This is a genomic window from Gordonia heveisoli (assembly GCF_030315745.1).
GTDB lineage: Bacteria > Actinomycetota > Actinomycetes > Mycobacteriales > Mycobacteriaceae > Gordonia.
Map to the genome: position 1 here is coordinate 46895 of NZ_JASXSH010000011.1, position 12628 is coordinate 59522.

Annotated in this window: 12 protein-coding genes; 6 read left to right on the forward strand and 6 right to left on the reverse strand. The window is 65.6% G+C overall.

Going from position 1 to position 12628, the window contains the following annotated elements; all coding sequences use genetic code 11:
* Positions 1–54: 54 nt before the first annotated feature.
* Both QSJ18_RS11435 and QSJ18_RS11440 read left to right on the forward strand, forming a co-directional pair.
* Positions 55–414, forward strand: a complete 360-nt coding sequence (locus QSJ18_RS11435; RefSeq protein WP_286326576.1) for a HesB/IscA family protein — start codon at positions 55–57, stop codon at positions 412–414.
* Between the two features lie 122 nt (positions 415–536).
* Positions 537–1508, forward strand: a complete 972-nt coding sequence (locus QSJ18_RS11440) for a carbohydrate kinase family protein (protein ID WP_286326577.1) — start codon at positions 537–539, stop codon at positions 1506–1508.
* Positions 1509–1634: 126 nt separating this feature from the next.
* Here QSJ18_RS11440 and asnB read toward each other — a convergent pair whose 3' ends face one another.
* A complete protein-coding gene (gene asnB / locus QSJ18_RS11445) occupies positions 1635–3560 on the reverse strand; it encodes an asparagine synthase (glutamine-hydrolyzing) (protein ID WP_286326578.1) in 1926 nt (641 codons plus the stop codon).
* A 359-nt stretch (positions 3561–3919) separates the two neighbouring features.
* On the opposite strand from asnB, the gene ctaC reads away from it, so the two are divergent.
* Both ctaC and QSJ18_RS11455 read left to right on the forward strand, forming a co-directional pair.
* On the forward strand, positions 3920–5095 hold the full coding sequence (ctaC, locus tag QSJ18_RS11450; RefSeq protein WP_462476057.1) for an aa3-type cytochrome oxidase subunit II: 1176 nt from the start codon (positions 3920–3922) through the stop codon (positions 5093–5095).
* On the forward strand, positions 5092–5508 hold the full coding sequence (locus QSJ18_RS11455) for a cytochrome c oxidase subunit 4 (RefSeq protein WP_286326579.1): 417 nt from the start codon (positions 5092–5094) through the stop codon (positions 5506–5508). Before ctaC ends, QSJ18_RS11455 begins: the two co-directional genes overlap by 4 nt.
* 149 nt (positions 5509–5657) lie before the next feature.
* On the opposite strand, the gene QSJ18_RS11460 is transcribed toward QSJ18_RS11455, so the two are convergent.
* The 5 genes from QSJ18_RS11460 to ctaE form a co-directional block, all read right to left on the reverse strand.
* Positions 5658–6302, reverse strand: coding sequence for a class I SAM-dependent methyltransferase (locus tag QSJ18_RS11460; RefSeq protein ID WP_286326580.1), 645 nt, complete (start codon positions 6300–6302; stop codon positions 5658–5660).
* A 180-nt stretch (positions 6303–6482) separates the two neighbouring features.
* Positions 6483–8102 (reverse strand): cytochrome bc1 complex cytochrome b subunit, encoded by a 1620-nt coding sequence (gene qcrB, locus QSJ18_RS11465; protein ID WP_286326581.1) that lies wholly within the window; start codon positions 8100–8102, stop codon positions 6483–6485.
* A complete protein-coding gene (gene qcrA, locus QSJ18_RS11470) occupies positions 8099–9250 on the reverse strand; it encodes a cytochrome bc1 complex Rieske iron-sulfur subunit (RefSeq protein WP_286326582.1) in 1152 nt (383 codons plus the stop codon). Before qcrA ends, qcrB begins: the two co-directional genes overlap by 4 nt.
* Positions 9247–10149 (reverse strand): cytochrome bc1 complex diheme cytochrome c subunit, encoded by a 903-nt coding sequence (gene qcrC, locus QSJ18_RS11475; RefSeq protein WP_286326583.1) that lies wholly within the window; start codon positions 10147–10149, stop codon positions 9247–9249. The genes qcrA and qcrC overlap by 4 nt, the downstream gene beginning before the upstream one ends.
* Positions 10150–10242: 93 nt before the next feature.
* Positions 10243–10854 carry an aa3-type cytochrome oxidase subunit III gene (ctaE, locus tag QSJ18_RS11480; RefSeq protein WP_286326584.1) on the reverse strand — a complete coding sequence of 204 codons (612 nt, stop codon included), beginning with the start codon at positions 10852–10854 and terminating at the stop codon, positions 10243–10245.
* 158 nt (positions 10855–11012) lie between these two features.
* Between ctaE and QSJ18_RS11485 the strand changes: the two genes are divergently transcribed.
* Both QSJ18_RS11485 and trpD read left to right on the forward strand, forming a co-directional pair.
* A complete protein-coding gene (locus QSJ18_RS11485; RefSeq protein WP_286326585.1) occupies positions 11013–11504 on the forward strand; it encodes a hypothetical protein in 492 nt (163 codons plus the stop codon).
* A 51-nt stretch (positions 11505–11555) separates the two neighbouring features.
* Complete coding sequence (trpD, locus tag QSJ18_RS11490) at positions 11556–12623, forward strand: anthranilate phosphoribosyltransferase (protein ID WP_286326586.1); 1068 nt, start codon at positions 11556–11558, stop codon at positions 12621–12623.
* Positions 12624–12628: the final 5 nt, after the last annotated feature.

The window sequence follows — 12628 nt, forward strand, 5'->3', positions numbered from 1 at the left end:
GCGAGTACCGTTGAGGCACACGTACCACACCCGGGACTTCACCGAGGAGCATCCATGACCGTGCAGAACGAATCCGGCACCGCCACCGACACCGGTGTCCTCCTGACCGACGCCGCCGCGTCGAAGGCCAAGGCGCTGCTCGACCAAGAGGGTCGCGACGACCTGGCCCTGCGCATCGCTGTGCAGCCGGGCGGTTGCGCCGGCCTCCGCTACCAGCTGTTCTTCGACGATCGCTCGCTCGACGGCGACGTGACCGCCGACTTCGGTGGCGTCAAGCTGGCCGTCGACCGGATGAGCGCACCGTATGTGCAGGGCGCCACCATCGACTTCGTCGACACCATCGAGAAGCAGGGTTTCACTATCGACAACCCGAATGCGACCGGCAGCTGCGCCTGCGGCGACTCCTTCAACTGAGTCCTCACCACACCTCGACACGGCGACCGCACCCCGACCATGGGGTGCGGTCGCCGTGTCCGTACAACGGTCGGTAGCGTGACGATGACAACCAATCGTCGTCTGAAGGGCACCAGGGGCAAGTGGCTATCGTTGTGTGCGGGTCGATCGCGACCGATCATCTGATGAAGTTCCCGGGCAAATTCTCCGAGCAGTTGCTCGGTGACCAGCTCGAACACATCTCGCTGAGTTTCCTCGTCGAAGACCTGGTCGTCCGGCGTGGTGGCGTTGCGGGCAACATCTGCTACGCGATGGGGCAGCTCGGTGGCGCGCCGGTGCTCGTCGGCGCGGTCGGCTCCGACTTCCACGAGTATCAGCAGTGGCTGGAAGCCCATGGCGTGGACTGCGGCGGTGTGCGTGTGTCGCAGCGCCATCACACCGCCCGCTTCATGTGCACCACCGACGAGACGATGGCCCAGCTGGCCACCTTCTACGCGGGCGCGATGAGCGAGGCACGCGAGATCTCGCTGACGCAGGTCATCGCCGAGACCGGCACCCCGGAACTGGTGCTGATCGGCGCCGACGACCCGGAGGCGATGCTGCGCCACACCCGCGAGTGTCGGGCCGCCGGGATCCCGTTCGCCGCCGATCCCTCCCAGCAGCTCGCCCGCCTCGATGGTGAGCAGGCCCGCGAACTGATCGAGGGTGCGGCCTACCTGTTCACCAACGAATACGAGTGGGGGCTGTTGCGGCAGAAGACCGGGTTGTCGGAGGCTCAGGTCGCCGAGCTGGTCGGCGTGCGGGTCACCACACTCGGCAAGGACGGCGTCGAGATCGTCGACCGCGACGGCACCCGCCTGCAGGTCGACGTCGTGCCGGAGACCGACAAGGTCGACCCGACCGGTGTCGGCGACGCCTTCCGCGCAGGCTTCCTCACCGCGGTCGGCAAGGGGCTGAGCTTCGAGCGTGCCGCCCAGGTCGGGTCGATGGTCGCCGTCCTGGTCCTGGAGACGGTGTCCACCCAGGATTGGTCCTGGGACCGCGACGTCGCGCTGTCGCGGCTGACCGGAGCCTACGGAGCCGGCGCCGCCGCCGAGATCGCCGCCGCCATCTAGCGGTTCTCGATACCGAAAGAAGGGCGGCCGCAGACGAATTCGTCTGCGGCCGCCCTTATTCGTTCCGCGTGTCCGCTCCTGGCTGGGGTGCGAGGACCGTTCGCGATGAGCCTCGGCGCCCGGTGGTTAGAGGCGCACCGGATAGTCGTGATCGGTGATCGCGGGCACGATGCGCTTCTCGACGAAGATGCCGTGCCACACCATGAACATCAGGACCGTCCACAGGCGACGGCTGTTGTCGACGACGCCGTCACGATGCTCGTCCAGCATGGCGAGGACCGCATCCTTGACGAAGATGTGGTCGGTGGGCGAGTCGACGATCGTCTGACGCGCCCAGTCGTACATCTCGGTACCGGCCAGCCAATGCCGGATCGGTACCGGGAAACCGAGCTTGCGCCGGTGCAGCACATGTGGCGGGATGATCTGCTCGAGTGCCTTGCGCAGCGCGTACTTGGTGGTGCCGTGGGCGATCTTCTCGTCGAAGGGGAGTCGTTCGGCGACCGCGAACACCTCTGGGTCGAGGAACGGCACCCGCAGCTCCAGCGAGTTGGCCATGGTGATCTTGTCCGCCTTCACCAGGATGTCGCCGCGCAACCATGTGAACAGATCGACATGCTGCATTCGGGCCACCGGATCCCAGCCGTCGCTCATCGCATAGATCGGCGCGGTCACGTCGGTGTGCGTCCACTCGGGGCGGTAGTCGCGCAGGATCGCGCGCAGCCGCGCATCGTCGAAACTGCGGGCGTTGCCGTAATAGCGCTCCTCCAGGGTCAGCGACCCGCGGTGAAGCAGGCTCTTACCGCGGGTGCCCTCTGGAATTCGGTCGGAGATGCGGCCCGCCGCGCGGCGCAGGAATCCGGGCAGCCGGTCGAAGGACTGCAACGACAGCGGTTCCTTGTAGATCGTGTACCCGCCGAACAGTTCGTCGGCGCCCTCACCGGAGAGGACGACCTTGACGTGTTTACGGGCCTCCTTGGCCAGGAAGTACAGCGGCACCAGAGCCGGATCGGCGACCGGATCATCGAGGTACCAGACGATCTCGGGGATCGCCTCGATGAACTCCGACGGGCTGACCACCTTGATCTCGTGCCGGGCGCCGATGGCCTCGGCCGACTCGGCGGCGACGTCGATCTCCGAGTAGCCCTCGCGTTCGAAGCCGGTGGTGATGGTGATCAGATCCGGATTGTGGCGGATGGCGAGGGCCGCGATCGCCGTCGAATCGATACCGCCGGACAGGAACGAGCCGACCGTCACATCGGCGCGCATATGTTTGGCGACCGAATCGGACAGGACGTCGGCGATCTCGTCGTAGCGGGCCTGTCGAGTCGCGTCGGTGAACGGCCGCACCCCGAACTGCGGGGTGAAGTAGCGCCGCACCGAGGGTGCCTGGCCCGGCCGCAGCGTCGCATAGGAACCGGACTCCAGCCGTCGGATCGAGGCGTGCAGCGTCTCGGGTTCCGGGACGTACTGGAGAACGGTGTAGTGCTCGGTGGCGCGCGGATCGAGTTCGTCGCCGAGCCCGAGACGGTCGAGAAGTTCCAGGAGGCTCTTCTTCTCACTGCCGAAGGCGGTGCCGCCCGGTCCGGTCGCGATGAACAGCGGCTTGATGCCGAACGGGTCGCGGGCGATGAACAGCGACCGCTCCACGGTGTCCCAGATGGCGAAGGCGAACATGCCGCGCAGTCGGCGTACCGAGTCCGGGCCCCAGTAGTGGAAGGCTGCGACGATTGCCTCGCCGTCCCCTTCGGTCGCGAAGATCGCCTGTTCGTCGGCGGCCAGTTCGGCGCGGATCTCCAGGTAGTTGTAGATCTCGCCGTTGAAGACCATCGCGTAGCGGTCGGGACTCTCCGCCGGGCCCCAGCGCAGCGGCTGGTGGGAATGCTCGATGTCGATGATCGACAGGCGGTTGAACCCGAGGACCAGATCGTCGTCATGCCAGGTGCCGGGTTCGTCGGGGCCGCGATGACGCATGCAATGTGACGCCGCGGCCACCGCGTCGACGACGTCGGCCGCCGAATGATCGGAAGTCAGCAGGCCGAGCAGTCCACACACGGTGAGCGCCTCATTTCGTCGCAGGGATCGGGCGAAGGTACCGGAAACCCTGCGCGGGCCTCCGGGATCGGTGACGAGTATGCCTCAGAACAGCCCCGAACTCCGATCCGACCCGGCCGCGGCAACCTCGATTCGGCACCACTGACAAAGCCGTGAACAGCGGATAAGCATTTGCTGAGATTGGCGGCGCGGGCAACACGTGCCCCAATCACGAAAGCTTCGCCCGGTTGGTCTACGCTGCGTAGTACTAGGTGCGAGAATTGCCGTGGCCCATACGGCGATATCTTGCGCTGTGCAGGTCATGTGGCGTGCACTTGTCGCGGCGCAACGCTGCGGTGAGCGAGCAGGAAGGCGTGAAATTGGCACACGGTGGACGGCCCCTAACACGGCATGTCTCATCCTCGGCGCGAGCGTGCAAGCGCATCGGGATCGTGGTCGGGTTGGGGCTCGGCGCGTTGCTGATGTCGGGTTGCAGTGCTTCTGAAGCAATGCGTTTCGGCTGGCCAGAGGGTGTCACCCCGCCGGCCAAGCAGATGGAGAGCCTCTGGACCTGGTCGGTCATCGCCGCCCTGCTCATGGGCATCCTGGTGTGGGCGCTGATCTTCTGGACCATCACCTTCCACCGCGCCAACGACGAGAAGAAGGGCGTGTTCCCGCGGCAGACGGCCTACAACGTCCCGCTGGAACTCACCTACACGGCGATCCCGTTCGTGATCATCGCCGTCCTGTTCTACTTCACCGTCATCGTGCAGAACGACGTCGAGAAGAAGACCGACGACTCCAAGGTCGTCGTCGACGTGACCGCCTTCCAGTGGAACTGGAAGTTCGGTTACCGCGAGGCCAAGGACGTCGTCATCAACGGCCAGACCTACAGCGGAGCGCTCCCCGACGGGAACCCCTTCCGTGTCGAGGCGCAGGCCGAGGCCGCCAACCGCGGTGAGCATGGCGAGGTCGAGATCGGTCCCGACGGCGGTCGTTCCAATGACGTCCGCGACTACCTGAAGTTCGACAAGATCGAGACGGTCGGCAGCTCGTCCGAGATCCCGATCCTGGTTCTGCCGACGCAGCAGCGCATCGAGTTCCACCTCGCCGCAGCCGACGTCATCCACTCGTTCTGGGTGCCGCAGTTCCTGTTCAAGCGCGACGTCATGCCGTTCCCGAAGCAGAACCACACCGACAACGTCTTCCAGATCCCGTCGATCGACCGTGAAGGCGCATTCGTCGGACGTTGCGCCGAGATGTGCGGCACCTACCACTCGATGATGAACTTCGAGGTTCGCGCGGTGTCGCCGCTGAAGTTCAACCGGTACATCACCCAGCGTGCGCTGCATCCGGAGTGGACCAATGCGCAGGCGCTCGCCGACATCTGTGAGACCCCGCAGTCGGTGACGACCGTTCCGTTCGACACCCGTCGTAAGACCAATGGTTCCGTCGGTGCCACCGGCGACCCGAACAACACCGCCATCGCCGGTTGCGTCGTGCCGAATAACCCGGTCCTCGCCAAGGCCGTGACTCCTCAGGAGGCTCCCCAGTGAAGGTTGAAGCGCGGCTCTTCGAGCTCTTGACGGTTTTCTTCTTCCTCTGCGGTGTCGCGTACACGCTGTTCACCACCTTCACCAGCAAGGGCATCGAATGGGTCGGTGTCGTCGGCATGTTCTTCGCCGCCGGACTGACCCTCATCGCGGGAACCTACTTCCGCTTCGTCGCCCGTCGCGTCGAGATTCGTCCCGAGGACTACGAGGATGCCGAGATCGAGGACGGTGCAGGCGAACTGGGCTTCTTCAGCCCGCACTCCTGGTGGCCGATCCTGATCGCCGGAGGCGCTGCGATGTTCGCTGTGGCCTTCGCCACCGGTAACCTCTGGTTCGCGATCTTCTCGGCGGTGGTGATCGCCGGTACCGCCGCTGGACTCGTCTTCGAGTACCACGTGGGCCCGGAGAAGCACTAGCCGGTCAGCTCTCAACGCCTTCGGGCCACACCAATGTCGGTGTGGCCCGAAGGCGTTTTTGTGCGCTGTGACGGCCGGAGAGGCGCAGCGGTGGCCGATCCGGGTGGGCCCTCTCCGGGATGCCGGGTCCAAGTCGACCGGAAGCGAGTTCAGCGACGACTGCGCTTCCAGATGAGCGCGTAGCGCCACAGCGGAAGGCGGCGCCACTGTGCGCCCGGCAGCTCCGCAGCGGCGATCTCGCGAACCTCGGTGTACGTGTGCGGGAGGGACATCTGCACCGGCGCGCTGTGCTGCCAGAAGCCGCGGGTGCGGGAGTAGACCTGGTGTTCGACAACGCCGGCCGCATCGAGTACCCGGTCGTGCAGTGTTGAACTGCGAGCCAAGCCGATCAGGACCAGGGTGCCGCCGGGAGCGGTGAGCGCTGCCAGGCGTCGAAGGCCGACGGCGAGGTCGGGAAAATGATGGACGGTCGCCACCGCGACGACGGCGTCGTAATGCGCCTCGGGCAGATCGTGGGTCAGGATATCGCCGACGATCCAGCTGACGGCCCCAGAGGAGACCGCAGACGCGCCAGTGGTGGTGAGGGCGTCTGCGGCGGACCGCCGGGCACGTTCGATGACGGCGGCGTCCGAGTCGATCCCGGTGACCTCCGGAACTGTCCGGGCCAGGCGAGTAGCGAGCAGGCCGTCACCGGTCCCGACGTCGAGAGCGGTCCGTGCGGAGGACGGCACCGCGTCGGCCACCAGGTCGTAATAGTGGATGTTGTGATTCCATCTGTCCCGGTTGCGGCGCACCCGACCAGCGTGACACGACCGAAGCGGTCGGCGGGGTAGGGGAGTGGAAACTCAGGCGCACATACCAAAACACCGCATACACGAGAACACCGGAGATACGAAAACACCGGAGATACGAAAACACCGCGGCCGCTGTCACTTCGAAAGTGACAGCGGCCGCGGTGTTTTGACCGATGATGCTCAGTCGAGCGGATTGCCGCCCTTGGCCTGCAGCTCGCGCAGGGCCTTCTGTTCTGCCTTGTGCTGCTCGTGTTCGTAGTCCACGTGGTGGGCCTGCTCGTCGGCAGGGTCCGCCAGGAGGATCGATCCGGTGCCTGGGGCGCCGGCCGAACCGAGTTTGTTCATCCGCTTCGGCAGCGCCGCACCCTGGTAGGGGAGCGGGATCGGGTGACCGTGGTCGTCGACCGGGCCGAGCGGCTGATGCACCTCGATGTACTCACCCTGCGGCAGGCGCTTGATGAGGCCGGTCTCGATGCCGTGTGCCAGGACCGCGCGGTCGCTGCGCTGCAGGGCCAGGGCCCAGCGGTAGGCGACGAAGTATGCGATCGGCGGGATGATCACCAGGCCGATACGGCCGACCCAGGTGGTCGCGTTCAGCGAGACGTGGAACTTCAGCGCGATGATGTCGTTCATACATGACAGCGTCAGGATGATGTAGAACGACAGCGCCATGGCACCGATGCCGGTCCGAACCGGAACGTCGCGGGGACGCTGCAGCAGGTTGTGGTGTGCATCGTCGCCGGTGAGGCGCTTCTCGATCCAGGGGTAGGCGAACATACCCGCGAACATCACGGTGATCACCACGACGACCCAGAAGATGGCCGGGATGGTGTACGAGCCGAGGTAGATCTCCCAGGCAGGCATCAATCGCGCCAGACCGTCTGTCCATTGCATGTAGATGTCGGGCTGCGAACCTGCGGACACATGCGCCGGGTTGTACGGACCGAGCACCCACACCGGGTTGATCTGGAAGACACCCGCCATGATCGCGAGGATGCCGGTGACCATCGCGAACATCGCGCCGCCCTTGGCCGCGAAGACCGGCATGATGCGCACGCCGACGACGTTCTTCTCGGTGCGGCCGGGGCCGGGGAACTGGGTGTGCTTCTGGTACCAGACCAGCGCCAGGTGGGCACCGATCAGCGCGAGGATGATGCCCGGGAACAGCAGGATGTGCAGGACATACATGCGCGGGATGATGATTTCGCCGGGGAAGTCACCGCCGAAGAGTGCCCAGTGGATCCAGGTGCCGACCAGCGGGATACCCAACACGATGCCGCTCATCGCGGCGCGGACGCCGGTACCCGACAGCAGGTCGTCGGGGAGCGAGTATCCGAAGAAGCCCTCGAACATCGCCAGGATCAGCAGCAGGCAGCCGATGATCCAGTTCGCCTCACGCGGACGGCGGAAAGCGCCGGTGAAGAAGATGCGGAGCATGTGGATGATGATCGACGCGGCGAACAGCAGCGCTGCCCAGTGGTGGATCTGACGCACGAACAGGCCACCGCGAACCTCGAAGGAGATGTTCAGGGTGGTCTCGTAGGCGCGCGTCATCATCACGCCGTTGAGCGGCTCGTAGGCGCCGTCGTAGAAGACCTCGCTCATCGACGGATCGAAGAACAGGGTCAGGTAGACACCGGAGATCAGCAGGATGATGAAGCTGTAGAGCGCAACCTCACCCAGCAGGAATGACCAGTGTGTCGGGAAAACCTTGTTGATCTGTCGGCGTACGCCGGCCGCGAGGTGGTACCGGGAGTCCACTTCTTCGGCTTGCGCGCCCAGACGATCGGCGATGGTCATGACTTACGCTCCCAGAATGCGGGTCCGACGGGCTCGATGAAATCGCCTGCGGCGACCATGTACCCCTGGCTGTCCACGGTGATCGGCAGCTGTGCCAGCGCACGTGCGGCCGGACCGAAGACCGGCTTGGCGTATTCGAGCGCGTTGAACTGCGACTGATGGCACGGGCAGAGGATGCGGTTGGTCCGCTGCTCGTAGAGCGAGGTCGGGCAACCGAGGTGGCTGCAGACCTTGGTGTAGGCGAAGTAGTCGCCGTAGTTGAAGCTCTCCTGGCCCTTGCGCTTGATCGCGTTGGCGGCGTCCTCGGGACGCAAGCGGATCAGCATGACCGGATTGCGCACCTCACGCAGGCCCTGGATCAGCAGGTGGCGGGAATGTTCGGTCTCGCCGTAGCCGTCCGAGGCGCGCCACGGGAAGACGGTCTCCATACCACCGGCATCGAGGTCCTCGGGACGCACGAGTGCCACGCGGAACGGGTCGCCGACGTCACGACGCAGGTAGACGGTCTCCTTGGGCTGTCCCGAGAGGGTCGACCAGCCGGAGTGCCACAGCGGGGAATCGTCGCCCTTGGCCCACGGATTCTTGATGAGGCCGCCGACGAAGGCGATCAGGCCGGTGAAGGCCAGTGCCCCAAGGCCGAAGCCCGCCGAACCGATGATCATCTTGCGACGACCCAGGGTCGAGGTGGCGCCCGTGTCCTTGAGCTCGGCGACGATCGTCTTCTTGTCGACCTCGGTCGAGCCGCCGTCATGACGATCCTGCACGGCGATCTCGCTGGGCAGGAACTTCTTGGTGATCAGCACCAGGGCGATACCGATGGACAGCACGGACAGGCCGAAGGTGATGCCGAGGAGGGGAGTGTTGAGGGTGTATGCCCAGTAGCTGTCGTCGTCCGGGGACTTGACGAACTCCCAGTGGTTCCAGATGAAGACGATGAAGCAGGCGATCGCGGCGATGCCGGCGATGGTGAACCACAGGGCCACCTGACGCTCGGCGCGCTTCTCGACCTTGGTGCCGGGCTCGGGGTAACGCTCGGAGCGGTGGATGATCTCCACCCCGTCGAGATTGGTACCGAGCTTGACCAGCTCGTCCTGACTCATCTGTTCCAGCTCGTCCTGCGAGGGAACATCATTGTTGCCGGCGCTCATGACCGAGATCCCATCCACATGGCGGAGGCGACGATGGCGACGACTCCGACAAACCACATGACCATGCCCTCACTGACGGGGCCGAAGCCGCCGAGGCCGAGGCCGCCCTGCGGCTTGGTTTCGGTGGCGTACTTGATGAAGCCGATGATGTCCTTCTTCTCGTCCTGGTTCAGCTGACGATTGGAGAACTTCGGCATGTTCTGCGGGCCGGTGAGCATGGCTGCGTAGATCTGCTGCTCATCGACACCGTCGAGGTTCGGTGCGAACTTACCGCCGGACAGGGCGCCGCCCCGGCCGGTGAAGTTGTGGCACGACGCGCAGTTCAGGCGGAACAGCTCGCTACCGCGGCCGAGACGCTCACCACGCAGCTCGTGCTGGGCGACCGATCCGTCGGCACGGCGGATGACCTGCGGGCCACCACCCTGGGACTGGACGAAGGCGCCGAGCTGGTCGATCTGCTCGGTGGTGAACTTCGGCGGCTTACGCAGAGCCTGGGCCTCGCCGCGGGCTGCGGGCATACGGCCGGTGGAGACCTGGAAGTAGACCGCCGCGTCGCCGACGCCGAGAAGCGCCGGTCCACGGTCGGGGACACCCTGCAGGTTCGCGCCGTGACAGGTGATGCACGAGGTCTCGTAGAGCTTGCGACCGTCCTGGATCATGGCGGCGTTGTTTTCGTCGGCGACCGCGACCTGCGGGCTGGGTGACAGCGCCGAAGCGAGGATGCCTGCGGTCATCAGGCCGGCGAGCAGCAGCAGGGCACCGCCGGCACGGCGACGCAGCTTACGGCGAGCCTTCGCCTTGCGGGCGGCGGTGCGGGCCGAGGTCTGCTCCGCCGGGGTGCAGGTTTCTGCTCCGGCGTCGGTGTCGCTATCCGACGGTCGCGGTGGAGATGAACTCATCTGTGACTCTCTACTAAGCGGACGGACTTCTTGATGTTGTCTGCGGTGTCCGTGGTGGTCACCGGCAGGGCTGGTGGCGCGGCGGGGCCGTCGCTATCGGACGAAGTAGATCGTCACGAACAGACCGATCCACACGATGTCGACGAAGTGCCAGTAATAGGAGACGACGATGGCCGCGGTCGCCTGTGCCGGCGTGAATTTGGAGAGTTTGGTCCGGATCAGCAAGTAGATGAAGGCGATGAGGCCTCCGATCACGTGCAGTCCGTGGAAGCCGGTGGCCATGTAGAAGACCGAGCCGTACGCACTGGACGCGAGGGTCGTGCCCTCGTGCACCAGGTGGTAGTACTCGTAGGCCTGACCGGCGACGAAGAACGCGCCCATCAGGAAGGTCAGCACGTACCAGCGACGCAGACCGAACACGTCTCCACGCTCGGCGGCGAAGACGCCCATCTGGCAGGTCACCGACGACAGGATCAGAACTGTCGTGACGGGGATCGCCAGGGTGAGGTTGAGTTCGGTGGGCTCTTGGGGCCAGCCCTCCGTCGCGTTGGCGCGCGCCACGAAGTACATGGCGAACAGGCCGGCAAAGAACATGAGCTCACTCGACAGCCACACGATGGTGCCCACGCTGACCATGTTCGGTCGATTCAGCGAGTGCACACGCGCAGTGATGGCTGTTCCTGAGGTACCTACAGCGCTTGTCACATGTGAAGTATGACGGTTCGTAGTAAGCGCTGACCACTCGGGTCGGAAATTCGCCGGAACAATTTCACTCCGTGCAGGTGGGAGGCCTGAGTGGACGTTCCCGGCGTGTCCCCGACGCTGTCTTCGGCACCGTTCGCGGAGTGGATATCGTCGTCGGCATGGGTGACAACTCCGACTCGGGTCGGCGTGATCTGAACGGCCAGGCGATTCCGGCCGGCCGGTGGGGCAGGCTGCGGTCGCGCTGGGGTGGGTCCGACTCGGTGGCGCCGCTGTCCTTCGACGATGAGGTCGTGCTGGTCGCCGGCTCCGACGATGATGCGATCGCGAGTTCGGCCGCCCTGGAAGCGTCGTCGTGGCGTGCCGATGACGAGGTGATCCTCTGCCACGTCCTGCTGGTGCCGTCGCTGCGGGTCGACGATGCGGTGGCGGTCGGTGGCGCGCATCGATACACGCATATCGACGACGACCGCTGGGCGGTGTTGGGCGTGGGTGCGGTGTCCGACGACGCCGGTGTGCGACAGGTGGTGCTGGCACGTGTGCAGATGCTCGACGCCCTGCACCTGTCGCAGGAACGTTCACGGTTTGCGGCACTGGGCTCCCGGCACGGCGGGACCGCGGTGTCGTGGCAGGTGCTGCAGCGACCGATCTGATCGTCGGAGCGAGCGGTCCGGCGCGGTGGCGGGCGGATAGTCTGTATAGCCGTGACTACCGCGCAGACCTCGCATACCTGGCCGGAGATCCTCGGCAAGGTCACCGATCGGCACGATCTCACCGTCGAGGAGGCTTCCTGGGCGATGAACGAGATCATGTCCGACGCGGCGACCGGCGCGCAGATCGCGGCCTTCGGTGTCGGCGTGAAGATGAAAGGTGCTTCACCCGCGGAGCTGATCGGACTGGCCTCGGCGATGCTCGACCACGCCACCCTCGTCGACGTGCCGGGACCGGCGGTCGATGTGGTGGGCACCGGCGGTGACCGTTCGCACACGGTCAACATCTCGACGATGACCTCGATCGTGATCGCGGCGGCCGGTGTGCCGGTCGTCAAACATGGCAACCGCGCGGCGTCGTCGAAGTCCGGCGGTGCCGATGTGCTCGAAGAACTGGGTGTCGCGATCTCGCTGAACGCCGAGTCGGTCGCGCGGTGCGTGCGTGAACTCGGTATCGGCTTCTGCTTCGCCCCGGTCTTCCACCCGGCCTTCCGCTTCACCGGTCCGCCGCGTAAGCAGATCGGTATCCCGACGGTGTTCAACGTGCTCGGTCCGCTGACCAACCCGGCGCAGCCGAACCGCGGGCTGATCGGATGTGCCTTCGACGATCTGGCGCCGGTGCTGTCGCAGGCGCTCGCCGAGCGTCAGATGTCGGCGCTGGTGGTGCGCGGTGACGACGGGCTGGACGAACTGACCACCACCACGACCTCCACGGTATGGCAGGTCGTCGGCGGGCAGGTCAGCGAACTGGCTTTGGACCCAACGGATCTCGGAATCGAGCGGGTGGCGCTGTCGGCGTTGCAAGGCGGTGACGCAGGCGTCAACGCCGGCATCGCCCGGGAGCTGTTCGCCGGTGCGTCGGGCCCGGTGCGCGATGCGGTGTTGCTCAACGCGGCCGGCGCGATCGTCGCCTTCGAATCCGAGTCGGCAATGACGTCGGAGGAGCTGACCGAAGCGATGCGGGCGGCCTTGGGGCGTGCGGCAGAATCGATCGATTCCGGTGCGGCCCAGTCACTTCTGGGTCGGTGGGCGGAGCTCAGCACGGAACTCGCCGCCGGCTGAGCGGT

Bases quoted from the DNA above. Each gene is read 5' to 3' on its own strand.
- qcrC (WP_286326583.1), bottom strand. From the start codon at position 10,149: ATGAGTTCATCTCCACCGCGACCGTCGGATAGCGACACCGACGCCGGA.
- qcrA (WP_286326582.1), bottom strand. From the start codon at position 9,250: ATGAGCGCCGGCAACAATGATGTTCCCTCGCAGGACGAGCTGGAACAG.
- QSJ18_RS11485 (WP_286326585.1), top strand. From the start codon at position 11,013: ATGGGTGACAACTCCGACTCGGGTCGGCGTGATCTGAACGGCCAGGCG.
- qcrB (WP_286326581.1), bottom strand. From the start codon at position 8,102: ATGACCATCGCCGATCGTCTGGGCGCGCAAGCCGAAGAAGTGGACTCC.
- QSJ18_RS11435 (WP_286326576.1), top strand. From the start codon at position 55: ATGACCGTGCAGAACGAATCCGGCACCGCCACCGACACCGGTGTCCTC.